We start from the raw sequence: 23,096 nt of genomic DNA on the forward strand, positions 1-23,096 counted from the left end.
ACGTTCGACGAGGATGCGCCTACCGGTCGGGGTCAGACGGGCATTACGGTGGATCATGAAGACCTCTTAGTCGTTGGCTGTGTGTGGTAACCACCAACCTAAGAGGTCTTCACCTATTCACGCCTGTAACCAACGTCCTGACTCAGTACACCTAGGAAGGCGGCAAAGCCCATCGCGGCAACCAGGTACGGGCCAGCGGACGCGGTTGCCACCGCTCTAATGGCGACCGGATCCGCGTCGGCACCCGCACTGGTCGCGGATGCGACATTAACGAGCGCCATGCCGATGCCCGCGATGCCAACGAGAGCCCCCCCGAACGCCGCGTAACCTAATGTCCCGGACGAGCGAACGGTCGGCTCCGCGCTCCCCAGTGTGCTTCGAATGGTCGCCACGAAGTGCAAGAACGCGACGCCTCCAAAAAGGATGAGGCACGCACCGATGCCGCTCCTGGGCCCAACTTCGCCCGCCCAGGTCCTCCAGTCCTCGTCGGTGGCCGTGTAGTCCGGCGTGTTGCCACCGCTCAGGAACCAACCGAGGAGGAGGAGTACTGCAAACGCGAAACCGGACAGAGCGAGCAGCTGTTGCCACCGCCTGGGGAGGGCATCGGTCGACCGGGCCGACGGGCGGCGTGGACCCGGTGTGGGCTCGGGAGTCATGGCTCGCGGGCAAGGATCGGACTATCCCGCCTGAACCCCCGGAAAGCGCAGTAGAAGCCGACGAATAGCTCCCAGATGGCCTCCGGCACGACAAGAACGCGCGCCACGCTTCCTGCCTCCCACAAGTCGAAGAGCACGCCAAGCTGCCCAATCAGGAGCAGTGGCCCTCCGATGAGACCGAACCAGGCCATGCGCCGCGGGACGAGGCCGGAGCGGTACATCAGGTAGCCGAGTATCAGGCCGTTCCCGATGGGGACGACAAGTCCTGGGCCGAATAAGAAGGACAAGTCCTTCAGCGCTGCTAATGAGACAGCGACGTCGGCTGCCGCGGGAGCCTCGTGGCGCAGGGCGACGATCGCGAGCACGAACATGATCCCAGATGCAATGAAAACACTCTCCATGATTCGAGCGGCGACAAAGGATATCGCGAGCGTCTGGTAGCGGCGCCTCACGATCGGGTAGAGCACGACGGCTGTTCCGACGTTTGAGATGATCAGCAGAAACTCCAGAAAGGCGGCCAGATAGATCTGCGTGTCACTCCCGCCACCCGCGAGGTAGCCAGCAGGGTCTTCGAGAACCGGCACAAACAGAAGCGCCGCAGGAATCGAGGTGAGGAACGTGATGATGAACAGCACTCCGAAGATCCGCGCGGTCCTCTGGTCGTCAGTCATTCCGCCCTCCGCTGCCATCCCTGTCAGTGGAGTCTAGGGAAACATTCGCCCACAGGCAACGGACACGGAGCCTTCTCTCTGATCGGGCGCCGGTGCCTCCTGAGCCCGACTTCGCACGTAAGCCGCGCGACGCGCGGGTCCCCTCGCAGGGTGTGCCGGTCGGCCGGGTTTAACGCGGCGGCATGCACTCCAACCAGCAAGCCCACGGGGACGTCCCTGACCTTCCCCCGGCTTTCCACGCTGCGGCCACGGGCTCGAGGCCAGGCTCGGACGAGTGAGGGGGCGTCGAGGACTCCCAGAGACCTCCTCATCATGCGGTAGCGATGCGAAGGGTGGCCCGCCTATCCAGCCTTGCCTGCGGTCAGGTATTCGCTCCATCGCGTCAACACGGTTTTGATCTCGGGCTGCATGAGTCGGTGGTGTTCCGCGAACCGGTTCGCGGGACCGGTTGGGTACCTCTGTGGTGAGAGGAAGCTCAACGTCTCAGGGTCTGCTTTGCTGATGGCGCGGGGTAGCAGCTTCACGATGCTTATCGGGATGCGGAGACGTGGGGGTTTCACCCCATGGTGCCGGGCAATCAGGTGCAGCAGTTCCGGTAGTGCGGGGGTGTTGTCGTCCAGGATCCAGTAGGACTTCCCATGAGTTTCGTCCTGCGGGGGAAGCAGCACCATGAACCGGGCCAGGTAGTCCACGGTGACAACCGGCACGAAAGTACGGGAATTGCCGGGCAGGGCGGGCAGTTTGCCTCGAGGACAGTTGTGCCAAGGCCTAGGGTCTGGTCGGACTCGCCCGTGTTGGAGTGCCCGATAACGGAGGCCGGGTTGGCGATCGTCAGCGACACGCCAAGTTCCCCTGCTCTGGATTTCACTACGGCGTCACTTTCGACTTTTGATGCCTCGTAGGCGCCCAAGCGCTTGTACTGTTGCTTGCGCTTCTGTTCGGACCAGGGGACGGATGCGGGGTCTTGTCCCCCGACCCGGTATCCGGATAGGTGGATGAGCCGCACGTTGGGCATTGTGGCGGCGAATTCAACGACGCGTCGTGATGTCTCAACGTTTGCGGCGTGGGCGGTGTCCGGGCTCATCCCAAAGGCGTAGGCGCCGGCGACGTTGTATATTTCGCTGACATGGCTGAAGTCGAGGCCGGTCAGCCCTATGTCTTTGGATGCCAGATCGGCGTGTTCAACGTCCAGCAAGTCAACGTTGGTGCTCCGGTCGGTCAGCCACTCGCGAAGTGACGGGAGGCGGTTGATGTTGCGGAGTGCGGCGGTTGTGGGAATGCCCTGGTCGAGCAACTCCTTGGTGAGCCATCTGCCGATGAAGCCGGTTGCACCGAAGACGAGAGCGTGGCGGTTGGTCTTCATAGTTGGCTCCTCGTGGTTCTCGTCCGGCTCTCGATCAGCTCGCATTAGCGTCTGCCACTGGATTTCGTTCGGCAGCTTCACTTTCCGTTTCCTTGGGAATGTTCCGAAGCATCCATATGGTGAGCCAGGAGATGGCTGCGGCCAGCGCGATCAGCCCGATTTGAAGGACAGTTTCGGGGAACAATGCACGCAAGGCGATGGGTATGGTGCCGGCGGTGTAGAGGAGAATTGCGCCTCTTGGCGCGGTTGAGGTTCGCCAGAGCGTGAGCATGAAGATCACCGTGCCGACCAGGAAAAGTAGTGAGACTGCGGTTAGGGCTATTGCAAGCGGGCCCTGTCGCAGCACGGCAATGATGTCTTGGTCAAGGTAGGGAAAGACAAGATTGAGGACAAATTCTACGCCGACGAGGCCTGCGAGGGCGGCGACGGACAGTGTGGCCCCGACAATTCCAAGAATGTCGGCCTTCGGTGAAATGACGAGATAGATTCCGATGACCAGGCCAATGGCGGCAAGTTGGGCGACCGGTGCCGCCAGCTGGGTGAAGGGTGTTGTGGGAATGATCCCGGAACGCTTGGCTGCGTTCAATACAAGGATGGTCGCGGAGAGGAAACCGGCAACTGCGAAGACCTTGATCAGTGCTGCTGGTAGCAGCACCTGGAAATTCGAGGACATTTGAGGCTCTTGTCTGTTGGCTATCAACAACAACGAGTCTTAGGAGAATCGTTGTGCCCCAATGGTGTCGGGACGCTTTGAAGCTACCGAGTGGCTTGGTGACGGGCCATCACCACATGTGATGACTCACATGGTGAATCTGGCCGTTGTTGGGGTCCTTGACATGCCCATGCATGACTCAGGGGCACCGATGCGGCGCGGGGTTGATGCTTCGCATCGGAAGTGAGAGCACCCCGCACTTTCCTACCCTTGCTCCGGTGTCAGCCCGGCGCGGACAGGCAGGGCGGTGAGTGCAACCCTTCCGGCCAATCCGCTGTACGTGGAGGTAGCGAAGCCTCCGTCTCATTCCCGAGTGACCCCGTCCAAAATCTTGTGTAGTCCCCAGGTGTATTGCCGGGTCGAGACGTACTCGGCCATGATTCCTGCTGCTCCGGCGGAGAGAGGATAACTGCTGACAGGTATCGCCGAGAACCCCGCCAGGCGGGAGGCAATCCTTTCGTCCTCCGGCGTTTCCCTGGGCCTATCACCCTGTTCGGCCGTCTCAAGGGCTATTGCGCCGAAGACGTAGACGATCAGCAGGTAGGACGCCTTCGCAGCCTCGCCGGCGTCGAGCCCGGAATCCCGAAGAGTTTCCATCAGGTGCTCGTTCAGGGCAAGAGCCCGCGGGCCGTCCATAGGTCCCCCGATCATCAGGTTCACCGCTCCCGGGTGGGCGGTCAGCCGATCCCGCAGTTCCAGCGCAAGGGATTCAATGCGCTGGCGCCACGGAACGTTGCGGTTCGAGAATACTGCCAGGTCCACCTGGCCCAGCAGGTGCTCAACAATGGCCTTCACCACGGCCGCCTTGTCGGGGAAGTACGTATAGACGGCGTTCGGGGCGACGCCAACCCGGGCAGCGATCCCCCGCACCGAAGCTGCACTAACACCCCCTTCGTCAAGGAGATCAAGGGCCGCTTCCATGATGGCGCCCTCTGTCAGGGTTCTGCGTGGCCCCGGTTTAGATGTGCGTGCCTGCGTCATTAATTCCTCTCTTGACTTCCTTCTGTACAGCGTACACTATTTGTACAGCGTCCAATTTGTACGCCGTACAGAATAGGCAGGGAGACCGCCATGAAGACCAGCGCCAGCACACAACTCCGTATCGCTACCGGCGGGCTTTTTGCCCTCAGTGCCCTGGCGTTCGCGGCAGCGGCGACAGCCCTGTCGATGATGTTCGACTGGCCGGACGTTCTCCGGGAGCCGGCGGAGGTGGTGCTGCCTGCCTTTACCGCCGGCGGCCCCGCCCTCATCTGGGCCTGGTTCGCCGCGGCCTGGACCTACGGGCTCCTTGCCATACCGGTCCTGCTCCTGCCGGCAGCACTCGGCCTGCAAGGGAACCCGGCGTTGAAGGTGGCCACCTATGCCGGAGCTGCCTCTGTGCTCCTGTCCCTCATTGGGTTCCTGCGCTGGGTGTTCGTCGTCCCGGCACTGGCAAGCACCTACCCGACAGGTGACGGGCAAACACGGGCGGCGGTGTCCGCTGCCTGGACGGCGCAGCACCAGTTTGGCGGGGCGCTGCTGGGTGAGCACCTGGGCCAACTGCTGATGATCGGCTGGTCGGTCGTTGTCAGCATCATGATCCTGCGCAGCGGCATTCTTCCCCGGTGGATCGGCGCCGCCGGCCTGGCCACCAGCAGCATCTATCTGCTTAACCAGGGCGACATCCTTGCCACCGCCGTGCCCGGATTTCCCGTTTGGGACCTCGCCGGCCTGCTCGGCAGCACCGGCTGGGGCCTCTGGATCGCCGCCCTGGGCATCACCATCTTGATCAAGCGATCAGCGGCGGGAAGCCCCGCTACCGCCGCGCGGTCTTCCCGGCCCTTCACGGCGTTGCCTAAGGAACTGACACCATGACCCGCATGAAGACTCCACGGGCAATCGCTGTCCGGGCCTGGCTGTTATGGACGACGAGCTTCCTGGCACTGCCGGTGGGAGGCTACGCCGGCACCCTCATCACCGGCCGCATCGATGACCCGCTCTCCGCGGTCATCGGCGGGGCCATCGCCGGACTCATCATCGGCTCGGGGCAGGCACTGACCAGCAGCCACAGGGTCCGGCCAGTCAGCTGGATCACGGCGAGCGTCCTGGGCATGAGTGCGGGGCTGGCCCTGGGCTCCGCGACAATCGGCTACCGCACCGCCCTTCCTGACCTTGCCCTGATGGGAGCGCTCAACGGCCTCATCCTGGGTGTCGCCCAGGCACTTGCCCTGCCCCGGCAACTGGGTCAGCGCCGTTGGCTCTGGGCAGCGGCCATGCCTGCCCTGTGGAGCCTCGGATGGACCGTCACCACCCTGGCCAAAATCGCCGTCGATCAGCAGTTCATCGTGTTCGGCGCCAGCGGCGCCGTCCTCGTCACCGCCATCACCGGCCTCCTCCTGAACCGCCTGCTGCCCGTCGCAGCGTCCAGGCAGCCCAGCATTACCCCAACCACGGCAAAGGTTCACTCATGACTCCCGGTCTGCATGTCATCTTCGGCACGGGCGCCATTGGACTGGCCACCTTGGACTCCCTCCGGCGCCGGGGCAGCACCGTCCGGATGGTCAACCGCTCCGGCACAGCGCAGGTACCCAACGACGTCGAAGTTGTCGCCGGAGACGCCGCCGACCCCGTCTTCGCCGCCCACGCAGCCCGGGGTGCCGCCGTCGTCTATCAGACGATGAACCCGCCCTACCATCAGTGGGGCGCGCGTTTTCCCGCGTTGCAGGCGGGCGTGCTGGCGGCCGCTGAAGCCACGGGCGCCCGGCTGGTCAGCATGGAGAACGTCTACATGTACGGGCGTCCCGCAGGACGTCCACTGACCGAAGACCGACCCAACAATGCCCACACGGGCAAGGGCCGGCTTCGCGTCGACATGGCGGATGAACTCCTGCGCGCCCACCAGGCTGGCCGCCTCGAGGTTGCCATCGGCCGCGCCTCGGATTACTTCGGACCCCGCGGCGGAGCGCAGTCCAACCTTGGCGACCGCGTCTTCCCCGCAGCCCTGGCCGGGAAAACCAGCTCAGTTCTGGGCGACCGGCACCAGCCGCACACCTATACGTACATCCCTGACATTGGTGAAGGCCTCGCAGTCCTGGGCGAACACCCGGACGGGCCCGGCGACATCTGGCACCTGCCCAACGACCCCCAAACCCGCAGCACCCAGGCACTGGTTGACACCATCTACCGCAAGGCCGGACAGCCCAGCACCAGGATCCGGACTGTCCCACCATTTATCCTGCGCGCCATGGCCCTCACCAGCGCGGTCGTTCGTGAACTGCTCGAAATGCAGTACCAGTTCGAAGAACCCTTCATCGTTGACAGCAGCAAAATCACCACAAGGCTGGGCGTCACCGCCACTCCCCTGGACCAGGCCATCGCAGAAACACTCCTGAGCTACACCAGCCCCAGTCAGCCCCGCCCGGAACGAGCACAATCATGAAGCAGCGTCGAAGCCGCGCAATGCACGGCAAAACAGTGGTCGTCACCGGCGCCACCGGAGGGATCGGCAGGGCGACCGCCCATGGCCTGGCCCTGATGGGAGCGCACGTCATCATCGTTGGGCGCGACCCGGAACGCACCGAAGAAGCCGCCGAAACGATCCGCGAAGCAGCCGGCGGAAATGTAGACGCCGTCGTTGCCGACCTGTCCTCCCAAGCCCGCGTACGTCGGCTCGCAAATGAACTACTGACCGCCCTCCCCCGCATCGATGTCCTGATCAACAACGCCGGAGGGTACTGGAACACCCGCCACACGACAGCAGACGGAATCGAGCACACCCTTGCCCTGAATCATCTCGCACCGTTCCTCCTCACCAACCTGCTCTTGGAGCGGCTGCACCTCAGTGGGAAAGCACGGGTGATCACCGTGTCCTCCAATGCGGAGGCCATGGGGCGCATCAACTTTGATGACCTTCAGGGCGCGCACTCCTATTCCGGGGCCACGGCTTACAACCAGTCCAAACTCGCGAACCTCCTGTTCACCTACGAACTGGCCAGAAGGCTGCAAGGCACCCCAGTAACAGCCAATGCCCTCCACCCGGGATTGGTGAGCACAGGGTTCGGCGCGGAGGACCCCGGACGTGCCCAGCGGCTGCTCGTCCCGCTACTGCGGCCCTTCATGCTCACAGCAGACCAAGGCGCTAGAACCACAATCCATCTGGCCTCCGCTCCTGGCTTCACGGACGTCAGCGGGCGGTTCTTCGCCCGGCGCGGGCCCCGCCGCTCCTCCAACGCCAGCTACGACCAGGCAACGGCAGCACAGCTATGGAATATCAGCGCCGAAATGACCGGCATGCCTAAGACCAATTGGTCTCCGTAAGGCGACAACCTCCCCCTCGAAGCTTCAGCCGCCCAAATCTCCCGGCCCGGTGAAACCACATGCCCGCTGGGGGCGGCATAGCGTCTTCCCATCGTTTTGACGGCTCTATCGGGACTGGAGAGCATCCAGCGCGACTGCCATCGCCGCCGCAACCCGCCCATCGAGTCGTGCGCCTGGAAGGGTGACGAGGTAGCGGTCGCGCAGGGACCGCCCCCGTTCTGATGTCATAAGCACTTCTCCGTTCGGGTCGACAAAGTCGAAGTGGAAACGGAAGGGCGAAGGGATCGCATCACCAATCGGCGTCGCTTCCCATATGCGCCGGACGATGGCGACCCCGAGGCTGCGTTCACGCCCGGTGACTTTGAGCCCGGACGCTTCCAGGTGCCACGTCGACCGCAGCAGCGACTTGCCAAAGTCTTTCCGGAAGCTGCCAAGCAATTGTCCATTGGCGTCCAGCACGTCGTACGTCGCCCCGAGGTCAAGTCGTTGACGGGCCTTGAAGGAGAAAAGCGGCAAGGTCCTTGACTCGTCCTGGTAAAACGTCACCTGCTCCTTGAAAGCGGCCCGCTTCTGCTGAGCGACGGCAAGCAAGTGCCCGGGTTGTCCGTCTCCGGTCACGGAACGTATGTCATACCGGTTCACCATCAGGGTGAGCTTCTGAGTCACGGTGAACTGCGCGATTCCCGCTGCAAGTTGTGTCATGTGCGTCCTCGGTGCTTAGGGCGGTCCCGAACAGTGTGGGGTCCGCGTGTTGCCATGTACTCTGCCTTGCTTGACTGGCTCCTGGCCGTGCGAGCCCAGTATAGGTTCACGGCACTTTGAGGGCTGCCAGGATGGAAAGCCGTCACCTGCTTTCGCCCGTCGGCTGGTGCGTGGACGGAACAGCGATCCGCACGACGACGTTGCCTCTTTTCCGGCCTGTGCTCACGTACCGATGTGCCTGCGCGATGTCCGTGAAGTCGAACGCGCGGTCGATGACGGGGCGGAACTGTCCTGTCTCTGCCAGCTGTGCGATTCGGGCGAGGTCAGCGGCGGTGAACGGGACGTTGCCGGCGGTGATGTGCGTGCCGGTCCGGCGTGAGCGCAGACCCGCGGCCAGAAGTCCGGTGAGGTCGGCTATGACGGACAGCAGGGCTCCCCCGGGTTTGATCAGTGGCTGCAATTGCCGGAACGGGACGTTGCCGACACAGTCCACGATGACGTCGTAGGCAGCCGCTGCCTGGGTGAAGTCTTCCCTGGTGTAGTCGATCACCGTCCCTGCGCCGAGGGAACGGGCCAGGTCGGCGTTGGCGCCGCTGCACACCGCCGTTACGTGGGCACCTGCGAGGTTGGCGAGCTGCACGACCGCGGTCCCGACGGCGCCCGAGGCCCCGTTGACAAGCACCGCCGTTCCCGGACCCAGGCTGGTCCTGCCGAGGAACGCCTGGGCGGTGATCCCGCCGAAGACCAGCGCCGCGGCTTCCTCGAACGTCAGGTTCGCCGGCTTTGCTGTGACGGCCCCGTCCTGGGGGATGGTGACGTATTCGGCGTGGCCGCCGAACGTCCCGCCCAGCATCGCGATCACCTCGTCACCGGGATTGAAGCGGGTGACGTCGGGACCGACTGATTCTACGATGCCGGCGATGTCCATGCCCAGCACCGGGATGCGCGGGGTGATAAACCCGAGGGTGAGCGAGCTGAGAAGCTTCAGCCCTTTCGGAACGTGTTTGGTCCGGGCCCGGTAGTCACCGGCGCTGACAGTGGTTGCCTGGACCTTGACCAGCAGCTCGCCGCGCCCGGGTGTGGGTTTGGGCTGTTCCTCGAGCCGGACCACGTCCGGGCCGCCGAAACGGCGGTACACGGCAGCTTTCATCGCACCGTCCCCCCTCCCGTGCTGGTACCTTTTGCGGTGAGCATGGTGACGGCGTCGGGGTTGAATCCCTTGGCGACCAGCCAGATGCCCATTCCGAATTCCCAGATGGCCAGGAACAGGGCACCGAATCCGGTCAGCGGCGATACCGGACCCCAGAGGCCAAAGAGCACGCCGACGGCCCCGGCGATGAGCAGCGGCGCCCCGATGAACCCGAAGACCGGAAGTATCCTGGGCAGCAGACGGGACTTGTACATGAGTGAGCCGAGCAGCAGTGCGTTGAACGCAGGGATCAAACCTTGTCCCAGCAGCGTGGTCCAGGCGTGCTGGGCCAGCAGCGCCTGACCGGTGATCAGCGCGTCCTCTCCGGCGCCTGCCTGGCGGAGGGTGACGATCGACATGAGCGCCACGACCCCGGCGAAAATGGCCCCTGCCTCCAGGATCCGCGTCCCGACGAACCCGAGCGCGACCCCTTGGTTCTGTTGCTTCACCACCGGGTACAGCACGACGCCGGTTCCGATGCAGGCCAGGGCAACAATGACCTCCAACAGCCCGCCGACGACGACAGAAGTGTCAGGGCCAGGACCAGTGATGTAAGCCGGGTCTGTTTTCACACGGTCATAAAGGAAGAGCGTAGGAATGGACACAAATGTGAGGAGGTACAGCACACCGGCGGCCAGCGAGGTCGACCGGTGGGACACCAACGGTGCCTTCGCGGTCCCGGGATCAACGGTAATCATGGTGAAATTTCTCCTGGTGAAAAGAGGCGGGTTCGGGTGTCAGCGGGGCTGGGGCAGCCAGCGGTCACCGGGTCCGGTCACGTAGCGGCGGACCAGGTACGGCCAGGGAAGGATGATCAGGACGATCACGACAAGGGAGCAATTGGCCGCGACAGTGGCGGTGGCGCCGTTGAGCTCACCGGCGAGCCACAGCGGCAGCGCCACTGTGCTGAGCCAGATCACCTTCCAGGTCATTTCGAACAGCAGGATCGGGATCATTCTCACCGGGTAACGGACACCGAGGAAGAACAGCAGGGACTGCGCGACGAGCATGCACACCACCACCCCGTCCATCAGCGGCCAGGACGCATCATGCCCAATCAGCAGTGGCCATCGCGTGATCACCAGGCCGAGCGCCATCAACAGGTAACCGGCGCGCAACAGATACAGACGCAGCAGGGACAGCTCCTCCGCCGCTTCCGACACGGTCTTTGGGACGGGCTTGGACGTTGCGGGTGATGGCATTTTCAGGCTCCTTGTTCATTTGTCCCGAAAACTGGGGGACGTTCATTCCTGAGGGTGCGCCGCTGTGCGGCGGCGGCAAAGTTTTGTTGCCAAAACTGGTACACGGCGGCTGTTAGCGATCACCGGCTGAGGCGGTGATCATTCGTACGGAGATGAGGACCAGGCCCAGGTCACGGACCTTGGTGAGGAGACTGTGCAGTGCGGCCTGGTCCGCTACCGGACCGCGGAGGGATGTCGTGCCGTCAGTTGCCCGGGTGAGTTCGAGGTGCTCGAACCATTCCACCCAGTGATCATCGAGGTGCCCTTCGACCCGGAGCTCATAGTGGCCGGTTTCCTGCCCCGCGGCCGTGTAGCCGGTCATGGTACGCGGACCTGCGTTGATTCACGGGCAGCCGGGTCCCGCGGCCTTTGTCGGCGGATAGCCCATTCGGCCACGGCAAGATTAATCACCCAGCCGGCCCCGTTGAGAAGCGCCACGTTGAGCGCGGTTTTCCCAAGGATCGCCTCACCGAAGCCCAGGGTGAATACCTGGGTGCCAGCCCCCAGCCCCAAGGCGTAGGCCCGGATCATCCACTGCCGGTGCCGCGGGATGTCCCGGCGGCGGACTGCGGCGAAACCAATGACGATGCAGAACGCCATACCCAGACCGGCCAGCCAACGGAACACGTACAGCAGTTCCCCCGACCCGGCAGGGAAGGAAACGAACTGGTTCAGCCAAAGACCCGACAGGGCCACCAGCATCCCCACCACGACCAGAACCCGCCCGGCTATCCGATGCCAGACCGGCTTGCGACGCCGGAAACCCGGCGAGAACTGGAACGACCCGAGAATCACAAAAATGGTCGCGGTAAGGACGTGCACGGCCACCGGGAGAGGCACATCAGGGCTTCCGTTATCGGTGAACCCCTCGACCGTGCCCAGGGAAAGCGCGATGCGCCGTAGCGTGTTCGCCAGGATGGGAACGAGACCCAGGGCGATCAGGCAAGTGATGAGGAGCCCGGCACGTACTGTTGGACGTTGTTCCGGCCTGCGCCCTGGTACAGGGGTTGCCCCTGCCCTTTGCTTGCCGTCCATCACATATCCCGTTTCTGATTCTCACTTGGCTACAGCGCGGCCATGACCCGGGACGGGCGTCCCGGTAGCCGGCTCAGAAGCTGCTTGGCGGGTGCTGATCAGTGAGTACCCGAGCCAGGCCACGGCTATACCTACGGGGAGGGCGGCGAAGCGTCCGAGCGCGTGGGGAAACAGCGGAAGCAAGGCGGTAGACACTGATCCAACGGCAAGCAGGATCCCCGCCCAGCGGGCGAGGATCCGGGCGCGGAAGACGGCGATGCCAAAGGTCACCCCGCCGAGGAAGTAAACCGCGAAGGCGAAGGTGCTGATCCCCTCCAGAGGGCCCAGGCTCCCGTCCGCTGCGGCGCCGCTGAAAATACCGAGGATGTCCGTTGCAACGTGCGGAGCCTGCTCGGCCAGGGGCGGCAGGACGAACGCTTCCAAATAGGTGTGCGCTGTGGTGGCCAGGTAGAACAGGGCGAGCAGGAGGAAGCCGGACAGCCCAAGCAGGCCTGTTTCCTTCACCTGCCGAAGGTATATTCCGGTGATTCCTGCCAGGCCGAGGACGCCCATCGCCACCGTCAGGTAATGCACGATGGCCCAGGTGCTGCCGGTGACGTTCGCGACTTCCTCCGCCGGGTGGACGAACTGTATCGATCCGTACAGCAGCCCGGCGGCTATGGCGGCGACGCCGGCAGCTCCGCTGAGTTTGGACGGGGTGATGGTCATTTCCGCGCTCCCTTCTGCTGGGTGGTCCGAGGCAGGTGCCGTGTACGGTTCCAAAGCTACGGACGCGTGTGGTGTCACAGCATCACTACATGTGGTGACCGGGGTGGTGATTTTCGACGGGGATTGGTTCGTTTTAGAGGAGCCCGTGCTCGCGGGCGCGGCGGACCGCCTCGGCCCGGTTGCTCACCTGGAGCTTTTCGAAGATGTGCCGGGTATGGGTCCTAAGTGTGTTGAGCGAGACATACAGCTGCCGGGCAACTTCCGGACCGGACAGGGACGAGTCGAGCAGACGGAGCACCTGGACTTCCCGCTCACTAAGCGGGACGCTGCGGGCATCCGTCCCGGGGGTGGTGGGACCGGAAGTTTCCCCGGGGTTAATGTGGAGCAGTTGGCTGACATATCCGGGACAGATACGCTCGACGGCGGCCCTGTGCAGCAGGGCGATCATGGGTGCGCCTTCATCCAGGAACAACCGAACGTGACCTTCGGCTTGGGTGCGCTTCAGTGCCAGTTCCAGGGCCTCGAGCGCGGAATCCATACGGCCTTCTGCCTGGTAAGCCCTTGCCTTCAGGACGAGGATCTCGTTGACGCTGCCACCACGCCCGGCCGTTTGGGCGGCTTGGAGCAACCGCTCCAGTAGGTTGAAGGCGTCATCGAGGGAGCCGTTGGGCGGGTCTGCTTCGTGTTGGGCGATGAGCAAACGGGTGAGGGTGAGGTGCTCGAATTCCCTCAGGTAGCTCAGCTCATCATCGGCGGTGAGGTCCCGTGCCCGGACCCAGTCGGCGGCTTCCCGCAGCGCCCCTTGCCCGATCAAGATCCGCGCCTTCATCGCAGATATCGGCCAGACGTCGGGAAAGAACCCCCGCAGGTAACGCCGCTCGGCCTCCTCGAGCAGCCCGATGGCACGGCCGGGATCTCCGGACAGGTGCTCAAGACGTGCCATCACCACGAATCGGCGGTACAGGTTCTCCGGCAGCGACGCCGCCTTGCCGAGCGCGATCCCCGCCTCCAAATGTTCCTTTGCAGCAGCCACCGCCCCGGACTCACAGTGCAGGGCGCTGATTCCCACGTGGAGGTCGGCCGTCGGCGGACCAGAAGCTATTCCTGCTGTGTCAGCGGCTGTAAGGGCTTGTTCCAGAAGTCGCCGGGGCTGGTGCAGGCTGCCCCTTGCCATCCACATGTCCGCCAGGACCATGGTGCTGGCGAGCTCGTCGGCGATGTTTCCTGCAGCATGCAGGTTCGGGCCCACGTCGGCGAAGGTCGGCACTGCCGTGTCGAGATCACCGTGGGCCCACGCGGCCAACCCGAGGAACCCTGCCGCCGCTGCCCGCGACAGATGATCACCCGGCCCGCATAGCTCCAGCGCGCGCCGGGCATGGGCGGCGGTCCCTGCCACATCCCCCACTGCCTGCGCCAGCGCTGCCCGATACACGGCAATGGTCACCGGCAGGGCACGGAACTCCTCGCTCCCGGCATTCAGCCCGGTGGCTCGATCACGCGTCGGTTCCCCATCGCGGGAAGCCTCCGCGAGTCCCCGTTCAGCGTCCTGGAGACGTTGTTCGACGGCGCCCAGGTCACCGGCTGTGAGCATCATCCACGCAAAAAACACGCTCAACACAGGGTTCGCCCGCACGACATGGTCGGGAAGCGCGGTCAACCAGCCGCGCAGGGTTGCATCATGCCGGCTCCTTCGGATGGCCGGCAGCGCCGCCTCCAACAGAGCCCCCGCCCGTTCGAAGTCCCCAGCCGCCAGCGCATGCTTCAGGGCATCCTCCAGCAGGTCATGGTGCTGATACCACTCACTGGCGCGCCGGTGCAGCGACTGCTGAAGCTCAGGTTCCTCGTGCACGGCACTGGCCCGGAGCACTTCGGCAAAGAGGTGGTGGTAGCGATACCACTGCCTCCGGTCATCCAGGGGGACAACAAACAGATTTGCCCTCTCCAGCTGCTCCAACACAGCACTGCTGCCGCCCTGCCCCGTGACCGTGTCACACAGTGGACCCGAGAGGCGGTCGAGGATGGCCGTGTGCATCAGGAAGCTTCGCACATGGTCAGGCTGGCGCTGAAGTACCTCCTCAACTAGGTAATCCAGGATGAAGCGGTTGCTGCCGGCGAAGGCGTTGATGAAGCCTGGCGCGTCGTCGTGCCCGCGCAGGGACAACGCGGCGAGCTGCAGGCCGGCCGCCCAGCCTTCCGTCCGGGCCTGGAGGGCGGAGATGTCCTCGGCGGAAAGGCGCAGCCCCATGCACTCGTTGAGAAATGCCGCCGTTTCCTTGGTCGAAAAGCGGAGGTCGGCCGCGCGCAGTTCAGTGATCTGATCCCGAGCCCTTAAGCGGGACAGGGGAAGCGGAGGGTCGGAGCGGCTTGTGATGGCCAGGTGCAGTTGGGGCGGGGAATGATTGAGAAGGAACGTTACCGCGTCATGAACAGCGTGCGCTTCGATCGCGTGGTAGTCATCGAGGACGAGGATGAAGGACGTTTCCGCCCGAGAAAGGTCGTTGATGAGTGTAACCAGGACCGGTTCCACCGCCGCGGCCGGGGTAGCGTCGAGCAGCGCTTGAGCACCTGACCCGAGTCCTGCATCCGCGCCATGCATTCCGGCAATGAGATGGGTTAGGAAACGGGCAGGGTCGTTGTCGCCCGCGTCCAGTGACAACCAGGCAACCCGCACCCCGGGCTCCGCTGCCCGGACTTGCAGTACCCACTGGCTCAGCAAAGTCGTTTTGCCGAAGCCGGCGGGGGCGCAAACCAACGTGAGCTTCCGACCCTCATGCGAGTCCGAAAACAGAGGCTCGACAAGCCTCGGGCGGGCGACGGCTCGGCGCCGCGGGGCCGGGACATGGAACTTCGTGGCAAGCATGCTCATCGCCATTGGGTGAACTATACGGCGGCCAACTGGTGCTGTGTAGGGCAAAATCCCCCTGTTCCGCTTACCCTGCCCCCTCCGCGGGTGCTCGTTCCAGGACGCCGAGCACCAGGTCCAGGCCGAAGCTGAATTCGTCGGCGTAGTTGTACCCGGGCTGCAGCATATGCTTAGCCATCAGCTCGTAAAGGTAGGGGTATTCGCTGGCAGGATTGTGCGAGCATGACGTTGGCGATGACGGCGGCCCGTTCCCCGGTGCCAAGGGGCGTGTGCCGTCATCGCCAAGGCGAGCAACTCCTGACCGGGACTGGGACCATCACCTCCGCTCAGATGCGTTGCTGCTCACGCTGAAACACATCGGGTGGTTCGTCCCCGTGTGCGAACAACGCGCCGATCACCAAGCCAACAAGATTCCGCCGAGGACGGCCTGCGCTATCGCGACCCGGAAAAGAGAACGGAAGCAATCCCCCGGGCAGCCTGCCGCGGATCTGCCGACAGTCCCTCAGGCAGACTGCCGCTGAGCCAAAGGGTAGAAAACCCGTGGACCAGGGACCAGGCGGCCAGCGCCGCGTCCTGCGACACCGTGCCTGATTCCGAGGATGTGAACGGCGCAACCCCCCGGTAGAGAGACTCGCCCGCCCGGGCCTTCGCCGCGACCAGTTCCGGATCATTTGTCCGGTACAGCTCCGGCCGGAACATCACGGCAAAATGGGCTGGGTGCTCGACGGCGAAGCCGACATAAGCCACCCCCACCTCCAAGAAGTCACCGGTTTGCCGCCGCGCCTCCACCAGCGCGTCCGCCAGGAGACAGAAGCCCTGCACCGCGACGGCGGTCAGGAGGCCTGCCTTGTCCCCGAAGTGATGGGCGGGCGCGGCATGGGAGACCCCGGCCTGTCTGGCAAGATCCCGCAAACTCAGTGCTGACGGGCCCGACTCCGCAATGACATCGAGAGCGGCGCTGATGATGGTGTCCGGAAGGTTCTTGTGATGGTACGCCGATGTGCTCATGCCCTAAAGACTACCCACAATCTAGTCATTGACAAGTTACTGCTGCCGAGTAATCTAGGCAGTGACAAGATATGTCGATGTGCTTGAAAGGAACCCGCCATGGCACCCCTTATTACACTCGTGGCCTTAACCCTCCTGCTCCGTGCCGCCGGGGCTATGGGCATCAAACCGCTCCGGTCCTGGCACACCAGCTTGCGCGGTGGCTTGGCGGGCATGTTCATCCTCACCGGGTTGGCCCACTTCAACAGCATGCGCGGGGAACTCGTGGCACTGGTGCCGCCGGCTCTTCCCAATGCCGAACTGCTGGTCACAATTACAGGCGTGCTGGAACTGCTTGGGGCCGGCGGCATCGTCCACCGCCGGACGGCGCCCTGGGCGGCCGGCGGGCTCGCCTTGCTGCTGGTGGCCATATTCCCGGCTAACGTCTACGTGGCGCAGGCCGGACTCATTGTCAACGGCGCTCTCGCCACGGACCTCCTGCCTCGGACGCTGATACAGCTGGTATTTATTGCTGCCACAATCGCCGTAGTGCTTCCCTATGCCAGGACTCTAATTCACCGCCGCTTGACGCCTCCCCGTTCAGCTCTGCCTACCAGGAGTCTGTAAAGCTCCACGAGGTAAGGAATCGAAGATGACCGCCAGTCCCGTACGAAACTCTCCGAGGGTGCAGCTGCCACGGTACTGAGCGCCGTAGCGACATTACGCCTGCCATGGGACGTTCTGCGGGCGGGGAGGGCTCCTGCGTTTCTCGGACCAATGAGCATCGGAAGCAACGTGGCTGGCGGCCGGCTGGTGCTGTGCAGGGCACATTCCCCTGTTTCGCTTACCCTGCCCCTTCCGCGTCACGTGCCCGTTCCAGGGCGTCGAGCACCAGGTCCAGGCCGTAGCTGAATTCGTCGGCGTAGTTGTACCCGGGCGGGAGCACATGTTTAGCCATCAGCTCATGGAGGTAGGGGTATTCGCTGGCGGGCAGTTGTGCGAGCATGACGTGGGCCATGGCGGCGGCCTGTTCCCCGTCATCAAAGGGCAGGGCCTTTTCCTGCTTGGCGTAACCGTAAACGTAGCTGTCCAGCGCCGAGAAGGCGTGTGCCGTCATCGCCAGCGAGAAGCCCCCGTTCCTGAAGGTTCCGAGCACCCGGTCGTGATGCCTGAGCGTCCCGGGACCGGGGCTGGTTGCTGAATCCATCAGCCCGTTGGCCCACGGATGGCGCAGCAGAACCTGCCGGACTGAGACGGATCTTTTGCGCAGGGCAGTCTTCCAGTCATCATCATGTGAGGGCAGTTCGATTTCGCCATACAGGGTGTCGATCATCCCGTTGAGCAGGTCTTCCTTGTTGGAGACATGGTTGTAGAGCGACATCGCTTCCACCCCCAGCCCCTCCCCCAGCCGCCGCATGGAGAGCTTTTCGTCTCCGGCCTCGGCCTGCTGGCCATGGTGGTCCTGATGACGGTCGGCTACTTCGGCGCCGTCGTGCCCCTCATCACCCCAGGTGACGCAGCCAAGACAGCCGCCGACATCTCACAGTCCGGCATCGTGTATCTGGCCGGCGTTCTTGCCATTTTCCTGGTCACGCTCATCGACGTCCTGGCCGCAGTTGCCTGGTTCGCACTCTTCAAGAACGTGAACCGGAAAGTGTCAGCCGTTGCCGCGTGGATGCGTGTCGCCTTCGCAGGGTTGTTTGCCGTGGCAACCAGCCAGCTGGCCTACGCCTACACCGTTCTCGATCAGCCCGAACTGGCTCTGCACGCCATCGAATCGTTCCGGACGATCTGGCTCATCAGCCTCGGCCTTTTCGGCCTGTACCTCATCCTGATCGGCTACCTGGAATTCCGCTCAACCTTCGTACCCAAGGTCTTCGGCGTACTTCTGTTCATCTCCGGCACCGGGTACATCATCGACGCCATCGGCGTCGCGTTTGTCGACGGATTCACCCCGATGTACGGACTGTTCGCCATCATCGGCGAAACGGCGGCGATCTTCTGGCTCCTGATCAAAGGCCGCAAGCTCACCATCCGCTAAACCCACAACCCCCGCTAGAAGCCTCACGGCCGACCCGTCTCAGACGGGCCGGCCCTGCTGGTCGTTCCGCTGCTTGTTCGCCTTCGCGCGGACGTGCATCCTCTCGCCCTGGCCGCCAAAGACACTGAGCACTTCTGCCTGCTGATCCCCGGTGCTCCCGAACCAGTGCGGAACGTGGGTATCGAACTCGGCCACCTCCCCCGGCCCGAGGACCAGGTCATGATCACCGAGCACAAGGCGCATCCGCCCCGAAAGGACATACAGCCACTCATAGCCCTCGTGAGTCTTCAGGACCGGCTCGATCTTGGACGCCGGAATGACGATCTTCCAGGCCTGCATAAGCCTTGACACCGACACCGGAGAGTCGCCGTGACTCTGGCGGCGTAGCTGTTCGGCCCGCCGATGCCGGTTTCGTTGTCCCGGGTCAGCCGCCGCGACACCGCACGCGGGGACCCGATCAGCTCCCACATCCCGGCCAGCAGGTCCCCGGTCATCCTCGGCGGATCATCCGGCCCAAGAGAACCGTGAATGCGGAGGTACTGGCCCCAGCGGGGGGCGGAGTGAAGCGCCCTGCAGTTAGTGTGTCCACTCCATAGGAACTTTTGCCATCATTAACGGTTCGTCGTTTGCGCTGTAATCGTCCCCGGCATGCCGTGCATGAAGGCTGCCGCTGAGGATGGTCACGTCCCTTGTTCGGGCAGCTTCAAGCCACGGGGCAATATCGGGGTCCTCGGGGTCGAATTGCCGCGACCACACCAGGTTGTCGTCGACCAGCAACAGGATCAGTCCCTCAGTAGAGGCGTGGCACCGGACGCTGCCGTCGCCCAACTGTGCTTTGAGCACGATATCTTCAAGGTCTGTAGTGCGGGCAGGTTTGAAACCGCGTCCCAGAAGTTCAAGCGGCGCCAGCAGGCACTGCTGGGCGTCCGCATTCCCCGCGGCTGCGATGTCCAATGGATTGAGTGCCACCACCGCGTAGTGCAGTGTACCGAAAGAGCCTTCTATCCCGACAGTAAACCGGCTTCCGAAGCTCTTTACTCTGGGTGATGCTGTGTACATTGCCAGTGCCCCCGCCCCTGTGAAACAAGGGCACGATCCGCCCCCGGGAAAAACGATAGTGCGCACTGGCCCGGCAAAAAATAGAATTACTCCATCAATACGACAAATTGTGTGAATCTTGAGACAAAGGCCGCGGCCCTCGACCGGCTAGTTCCCCGTTGGCTCGTTCGTGGTCGCCAGAGCTTCAAGATCTCTGATAAGTCGTCGCACCTCGTGCTCACGACCCCGGCCTGGCATTGTTAGCTCTTTTTTGAGCCTGCCGACCGAGCCCGACGCTGCGGGAGCCGAGTGAAACTTGCGGACGTGGTGAGCATTTTGCCTGCGTGAAGAACCCGCCCCGCCCCCTGGGTCCGGAAATGTCCCCTCCCGGCAGTCGTACTCGTGAGTAAACGATTTCTCCGGTACGGTTGATCTGTCGGGCGGCTGGGGGGCCGGAGCGCAGAGAAGCGCTTTCATCAGGTGACGCAAACCCGGGGCCCCGCGCTTTGGGCAGCATAAGGGGAATCCATGACCGGATCATTCGAGCTTTATAACGTCGATCGCACCTATTACGGGTTCAGGCTCAAGGCCGCCGACGGCTCCGTTATTGCCGTGTCTGGTCGCTACCCGGACAAGGAATCCGCAGTCCAGGGAATCCGGACAGTGCGCGAGTGCGCGGCGACCGGGCTTATCAGTGACCACTGCACCCTTGGCGCCTAAGTGTACTGAGCCAGGACACCTGCCGCACTTGCGCGACATCATTTCGAAGACCATTGCCTTGACGAGAGGCCAGTTCCGCGCTGGCTGTCGAAGCCTATCTATCAGGCCTCGCCGCCGGGAGAATTAGTGGAGCATTAACTTAACGGCTATGCCGAGCATAACGACGCCTGTGACTGCTTCTATTACCTGCCACGAACGCGGACTGCTGAGGACTGCAGATAGCGCTTGTGCTCCATAGCCTAAAGCTGGGAACCAGGCAGCGCTTGCTGCGACAGCCCCTGTGACGAACACCCATCGAGCCTCTAAGCCGTGCTGGTTGGCCAGTCCGCCCAGCAACACGACCGTATCAAGGTAAACGTGCGGGTTGAGGTATGTCACCGCCAGTGTGGTGCTTACGACTGAACCTCGGGAGCGGGCAGCGTAGCCGGCTAATGTTGAGGGTGTAACGGAGGCCGCGAAAGACCGTGCCGCCCAACAAAGCAGGTATATCGCGCCGGCCCATTTCAGGACAATCAATGCAGCGGGAGCCTGGGTAACTACAACCCCGACACCCAAGGTCCCTGCGGTGATCAGCATCCCGTCGCTGACTGTACAAAGTGCTACCACGACACCTACGTGTTCACGACGAATGCCTTGGTGCAACACAAATGCGTTCTGTGCTCCGATGGCGACAATCAGCGCCAGGCCGGTAATCAACCCCGCAACCCAAATGCTTAGCACAAGCTACACACCGGGCCAGGGGCGGCATGATGATTCGTGATGCCTATGAGCAGGGCACCACGCCGAAGCAGATCGGTAAGCACCCTGGGCGCTGGCGGAACAACCCCCTCCCCTGAGCTTGAGGCGAAAGCGCGTGATGCACCAGGAGAACCGTCGTCTGTGTCGCCTGTCATTGTTGCTCCGCTCTGCCGTTGTACTGCCACTTTGAGCACCTTGCCTTGACGGGCATTACTACAGCGTTATGGCCAGCGGGGTGATAGGTGCCAAGACCGCGCGCACCCGTAATCAGAATCGCGATAGTGGGCGGATTACTCCGAATCACGAGATTTTTACGCGTCTTCTAGACAGACTTGTCTGTCTTCAGATAAGTCTTTGTCTACACATCGCGGCAGCGGGCAATGGCCCAAGCCGGGATCACCGCTGGTAGTGAAGCGACACGTTGAACGGAACAGGGGAGCTCCGATGGATGACGATGACGACATCTTGGCAGTGGCAAAGGCAGCTGCGGGGCGCCCGCCGCTCAGTATCGAACCGGACGGCCCGCCGGCGGAGCTGCAGCTGGCGATCGCCACTGCAGTCATGCACGGCAAGCCCGTTGGACAAGTCGCCGCCGTCGCGCATATGACGGCGCTGGAAGTCGTGGACGCGGCCGAGGCCGTCACCTACCACGCCTCCCCGACGTCGGCCTAACGCCTAAAGCGCCTCATTCCGTCCTCGACAAGAGGATCCTCGTGTCGGGAGCCCGACTTCCTTTTGAGTTGCGGACGCCCTCGATAGGTTTGGGGACTTATCCAATCAAAGGGTGAGCAAGGCAGTGGCTAACGCACCCAGCCGTCAGGGAATTGGTATTCCTTCGCCCACCAACGGCGGAAGTCTCTACTCCCGGTAATCGGCAATCAGTGCCCGGGCCATTCGCTGTGCCCGCCGGGCCGCCAGCTTGTCACCTTCGGCGGCAGCGACGATCGAGCCCTTCATAAGAATGTGCCACGAAAGCGCGAACGCTTCAGGATCCTCAAGACCGGCCTCCCTGGCCAGGATCTGGACCTGTTCGCGGATCCTACCCAGGTATTCAATACTCGCCCGCCCCAGAGGGTGGTCCGCCCCCATCTCCAGCAGTACCTTCACAAAGGAACACGCTTCGAAATCATCGTCACGGAACCACTGGTCGTAGACATCGAAAATGGCCAGGAGCTGATCTTCGGGGTTCGTCGCCCTGCCTCTGGCCTCCGGGACGACGGACCCCATCATCCATAACTCGTCGCGGCGCTTCAAAAATGCCAGCGCCACATCATTCTCGGACGGAAAATGCCGATAGAACGTCGCCTTGGCGACCCCTGATTCCCTGATCAGTTCATCAACTCCGACATCGCGGATTCCACGCTGGGAAAACAATGCGTAGGCAGCCACGACAATACGGGTACGGACATCATCAGGAGCTTCAAGTTCGTCTGCGATGGTCCTCATGCCTGAGAATTCTACATACCAAATACCAGATTCCCGCCGCTCACGTATTCGGCTGCTGGCCCGGATATACCCGATCACGCGCCAGCAGCGTGACACCCCAGCCACTGGGCCCTGGCTAGCAACGGAGTCTTGCCAATCAAGCTTGTATCCCTCTGGACCGCTGATGGGACCCTGCAGGAAGCGGCTTAGTGTTGAGGAGTCCGCCTCTTGAGGATTCGGTCACTGAGGTCGTCACGGAGAACACAGAACTGGCCACCGTTACCATTGACCGTTCCGTCGAGCACGCAAAAACCTCGTGCGGCGCCCGGGCCTCCGGCCGCCCGGTCAAGGGCATCCAGAAGGTGTCGCCCCAGATGACCCTTCGGCCCAATCGACTCCATCTCATTGAGTTCCTCGGCCGTAAGCCCTGCCAACACTGCATCGATATCAGCCATAGAGCACCCTCCCCAATAGTCCAGGCCTGCATTGGCCTGGACCCACACGCTAGAGCATCCCTGTCACCGCGCCAAGGAGAAGTCGCACCACGGCCAATTCATCCCACCGGGTAGGCGCGTGAACCGCTCCGACGTCCTCCATGAACACTTCTTAGCCCCAATACTTGGTCAAGACTGTCCACGAGGAGCACAGCAATAGAGCTAGCCCCACAGCACCCGTTCACAACTGAGGATGGACCGGTGACTGGCCGTGCCG

Annotated in this window: 26 protein-coding genes; 8 read left to right on the top strand and 18 right to left on the bottom strand. The window is 63.1% G+C overall.

All coding sequences use genetic code 11. The features are described from left to right. Nucleotides 1–652: 652 nt before the first annotated feature. The 4 genes from DXK94_RS07595 to DXK94_RS07610 all read right to left on the bottom strand — a co-directional run bounded on the left by DXK94_RS07595 (nucleotide 653) and on the right by DXK94_RS07610 (nucleotide 4,323). Nucleotides 653–1,327, bottom strand: coding sequence for a DUF4386 domain-containing protein (locus DXK94_RS07595; protein WP_181884764.1), 675 nt, complete (start codon nucleotides 1,325–1,327; stop codon nucleotides 653–655). Nucleotides 1,328–1,904: 577 nt separating this feature from the next. Continuing rightward, the gene (locus tag DXK94_RS07600; RefSeq protein ID WP_258868477.1) at nucleotides 1,905–2,690 is read right to left on the bottom strand and encodes an SDR family oxidoreductase; all 786 of its coding nucleotides are present in this window, start codon (nucleotides 2,688–2,690) and stop codon (nucleotides 1,905–1,907) included. Nucleotides 2,691–2,724: 34 nt separating this feature from the next. After that, nucleotides 2,725–3,363: a hypothetical protein gene (locus DXK94_RS07605; RefSeq protein ID WP_115524505.1), complete on the bottom strand. Its 639-nt coding sequence runs from the start codon at nucleotides 3,361–3,363 to the stop codon at nucleotides 2,725–2,727. A 342-nt stretch (nucleotides 3,364–3,705) separates the two neighbouring features. Further along, nucleotides 3,706–4,323 carry a TetR/AcrR family transcriptional regulator gene (locus tag DXK94_RS07610; protein ID WP_220272960.1) on the bottom strand — a complete coding sequence of 206 codons (618 nt, stop codon included), beginning with the start codon at nucleotides 4,321–4,323 and terminating at the stop codon, nucleotides 3,706–3,708. 150 nt (nucleotides 4,324–4,473) lie between these two features. On the opposite strand from DXK94_RS07610, the gene DXK94_RS07615 reads away from it, so the two are divergent. Genes DXK94_RS07615 through DXK94_RS07625 form a run of 4 tightly spaced genes read left to right on the top strand, consistent with a single transcriptional unit; the run spans nucleotide 4,474 to nucleotide 7,698 of the window. Further along, nucleotides 4,474–5,256, top strand: a complete 783-nt coding sequence (locus DXK94_RS07615; RefSeq protein WP_115524507.1) for a DUF4386 domain-containing protein — start codon at nucleotides 4,474–4,476, stop codon at nucleotides 5,254–5,256. Beyond that, complete coding sequence (locus tag DXK94_RS21375) at nucleotides 5,253–5,852, top strand: hypothetical protein (protein ID WP_181884765.1); 600 nt, start codon at nucleotides 5,253–5,255, stop codon at nucleotides 5,850–5,852. The genes DXK94_RS07615 and DXK94_RS21375 overlap by 4 nt, the downstream gene beginning before the upstream one ends. Further along, on the top strand, nucleotides 5,849–6,820 hold the full coding sequence (locus tag DXK94_RS07620; protein WP_181884766.1) for an NAD-dependent epimerase/dehydratase family protein: 972 nt from the start codon (nucleotides 5,849–5,851) through the stop codon (nucleotides 6,818–6,820). Before DXK94_RS21375 ends, DXK94_RS07620 begins: the two co-directional genes overlap by 4 nt. A 20-nt stretch (nucleotides 6,821–6,840) precedes the next feature. Further along, a complete protein-coding gene (locus DXK94_RS07625; protein ID WP_258868478.1) occupies nucleotides 6,841–7,698 on the top strand; it encodes an SDR family oxidoreductase in 858 nt (285 codons plus the stop codon). A 105-nt stretch (nucleotides 7,699–7,803) separates the two neighbouring features. On the opposite strand, the gene DXK94_RS07630 is transcribed toward DXK94_RS07625, so the two are convergent. The 9 genes from DXK94_RS07630 to DXK94_RS07675 form a co-directional block, all read right to left on the bottom strand. Next, nucleotides 7,804–8,400, bottom strand: a complete 597-nt coding sequence (locus DXK94_RS07630) for a hypothetical protein (protein ID WP_115524510.1) — start codon at nucleotides 8,398–8,400, stop codon at nucleotides 7,804–7,806. A 142-nt stretch (nucleotides 8,401–8,542) separates the two neighbouring features. Next, nucleotides 8,543–9,550 (bottom strand): NAD(P)-dependent alcohol dehydrogenase, encoded by a 1,008-nt coding sequence (locus DXK94_RS07635; RefSeq protein ID WP_115524511.1) that lies wholly within the window; start codon nucleotides 9,548–9,550, stop codon nucleotides 8,543–8,545. Continuing rightward, complete coding sequence (locus DXK94_RS07640) at nucleotides 9,547–10,287, bottom strand: DUF4386 domain-containing protein (protein WP_115524512.1); 741 nt, start codon at nucleotides 10,285–10,287, stop codon at nucleotides 9,547–9,549. Before DXK94_RS07640 ends, DXK94_RS07635 begins: the two co-directional genes overlap by 4 nt. Before the next feature lie 39 nt (nucleotides 10,288–10,326). Continuing rightward, nucleotides 10,327–10,791, bottom strand: coding sequence for a hypothetical protein (locus DXK94_RS07645; protein ID WP_115524513.1), 465 nt, complete (start codon nucleotides 10,789–10,791; stop codon nucleotides 10,327–10,329). Nucleotides 10,792–10,903: 112 nt separating this feature from the next. After that, entirely contained in the window at nucleotides 10,904–11,152 is a 249-nt protein-coding gene (locus tag DXK94_RS07650) for a hypothetical protein (RefSeq protein ID WP_115524514.1), read from the bottom strand. Beyond that, complete coding sequence (locus DXK94_RS07655) at nucleotides 11,149–11,865, bottom strand: DUF2306 domain-containing protein (RefSeq protein WP_115524515.1); 717 nt, start codon at nucleotides 11,863–11,865, stop codon at nucleotides 11,149–11,151. Before DXK94_RS07655 ends, DXK94_RS07650 begins: the two co-directional genes overlap by 4 nt. 21 nt (nucleotides 11,866–11,886) lie before the next feature. Then, entirely contained in the window at nucleotides 11,887–12,573 is a 687-nt protein-coding gene (locus tag DXK94_RS07660; RefSeq protein ID WP_115524516.1) for a hypothetical protein, read from the bottom strand. A gap of 133 nt (nucleotides 12,574–12,706) precedes the next feature. Beyond that, nucleotides 12,707–15,169, bottom strand: a complete 2,463-nt coding sequence (locus tag DXK94_RS07665; protein ID WP_220272961.1) for a LuxR C-terminal-related transcriptional regulator — start codon at nucleotides 15,167–15,169, stop codon at nucleotides 12,707–12,709. A gap of 699 nt (nucleotides 15,170–15,868) precedes the next feature. Further along, nucleotides 15,869–16,444, bottom strand: a complete 576-nt coding sequence (locus DXK94_RS07675; protein WP_115524518.1) for a TetR/AcrR family transcriptional regulator — start codon at nucleotides 16,442–16,444, stop codon at nucleotides 15,869–15,871. A 99-nt stretch (nucleotides 16,445–16,543) separates the two neighbouring features. Here DXK94_RS07675 and DXK94_RS07680 point away from each other — a divergent pair, with 99 nt between their 5' ends. Beyond that, nucleotides 16,544–17,050, top strand: coding sequence for a hypothetical protein (locus DXK94_RS07680; RefSeq protein WP_115524519.1), 507 nt, complete (start codon nucleotides 16,544–16,546; stop codon nucleotides 17,048–17,050). Nucleotides 17,051–17,267: 217 nt separating this feature from the next. On the opposite strand, the gene DXK94_RS07685 is transcribed toward DXK94_RS07680, so the two are convergent. Then, nucleotides 17,268–17,804 (bottom strand): TetR/AcrR family transcriptional regulator C-terminal domain-containing protein, encoded by a 537-nt coding sequence (locus DXK94_RS07685; protein WP_258868487.1) that lies wholly within the window; start codon nucleotides 17,802–17,804, stop codon nucleotides 17,268–17,270. On the opposite strand from DXK94_RS07685, the gene DXK94_RS07690 reads away from it, so the two are divergent. Further along, nucleotides 17,787–18,464 (top strand): DUF4386 domain-containing protein, encoded by a 678-nt coding sequence (locus tag DXK94_RS07690; RefSeq protein ID WP_115524520.1) that lies wholly within the window; start codon nucleotides 17,787–17,789, stop codon nucleotides 18,462–18,464. The two genes, DXK94_RS07685 and DXK94_RS07690, sit on opposite strands and share 18 nt — an antisense overlap. A gap of 39 nt (nucleotides 18,465–18,503) precedes the next feature. On the opposite strand, the gene DXK94_RS07695 is transcribed toward DXK94_RS07690, so the two are convergent. Continuing rightward, nucleotides 18,504–18,803, bottom strand: coding sequence for a cupin domain-containing protein (locus tag DXK94_RS07695; RefSeq protein WP_115524521.1), 300 nt, complete (start codon nucleotides 18,801–18,803; stop codon nucleotides 18,504–18,506). Between the two features lie 237 nt (nucleotides 18,804–19,040). After that, complete coding sequence (locus tag DXK94_RS07700; protein WP_115524522.1) at nucleotides 19,041–19,436, bottom strand: hypothetical protein; 396 nt, start codon at nucleotides 19,434–19,436, stop codon at nucleotides 19,041–19,043. Nucleotides 19,437–20,030: 594 nt separating this feature from the next. On the opposite strand from DXK94_RS07700, the gene DXK94_RS07705 reads away from it, so the two are divergent. Next, nucleotides 20,031–20,222 carry a YegP family protein gene (locus DXK94_RS07705; RefSeq protein ID WP_115524523.1) on the top strand — a complete coding sequence of 64 codons (192 nt, stop codon included), beginning with the start codon at nucleotides 20,031–20,033 and terminating at the stop codon, nucleotides 20,220–20,222. A 123-nt stretch (nucleotides 20,223–20,345) separates the two neighbouring features. Here DXK94_RS07705 and DXK94_RS07710 read toward each other — a convergent pair whose 3' ends face one another. Next, on the bottom strand, nucleotides 20,346–20,918 hold the full coding sequence (locus DXK94_RS07710; protein ID WP_115524694.1) for a LysE/ArgO family amino acid transporter: 573 nt from the start codon (nucleotides 20,916–20,918) through the stop codon (nucleotides 20,346–20,348). Between the two features lie 486 nt (nucleotides 20,919–21,404). Between DXK94_RS07710 and DXK94_RS07715 the strand changes: the two genes are divergently transcribed. Further along, on the top strand, nucleotides 21,405–21,632 hold the full coding sequence (locus DXK94_RS07715) for a hypothetical protein (RefSeq protein WP_115524524.1): 228 nt from the start codon (nucleotides 21,405–21,407) through the stop codon (nucleotides 21,630–21,632). Between the two features lie 186 nt (nucleotides 21,633–21,818). Here DXK94_RS07715 and DXK94_RS07720 read toward each other — a convergent pair whose 3' ends face one another. Next, complete coding sequence (locus tag DXK94_RS07720) at nucleotides 21,819–22,406, bottom strand: TetR/AcrR family transcriptional regulator (RefSeq protein ID WP_115524525.1); 588 nt, start codon at nucleotides 22,404–22,406, stop codon at nucleotides 21,819–21,821. Nucleotides 22,407–23,096 lie beyond the last annotated feature (690 nt).

It is taken from the genome of Arthrobacter sp. RT-1 (assembly GCF_003367205.1).
In the GTDB taxonomy this organism is placed as follows: Bacteria; Actinomycetota; Actinomycetes; order Actinomycetales; family Micrococcaceae; genus Arthrobacter.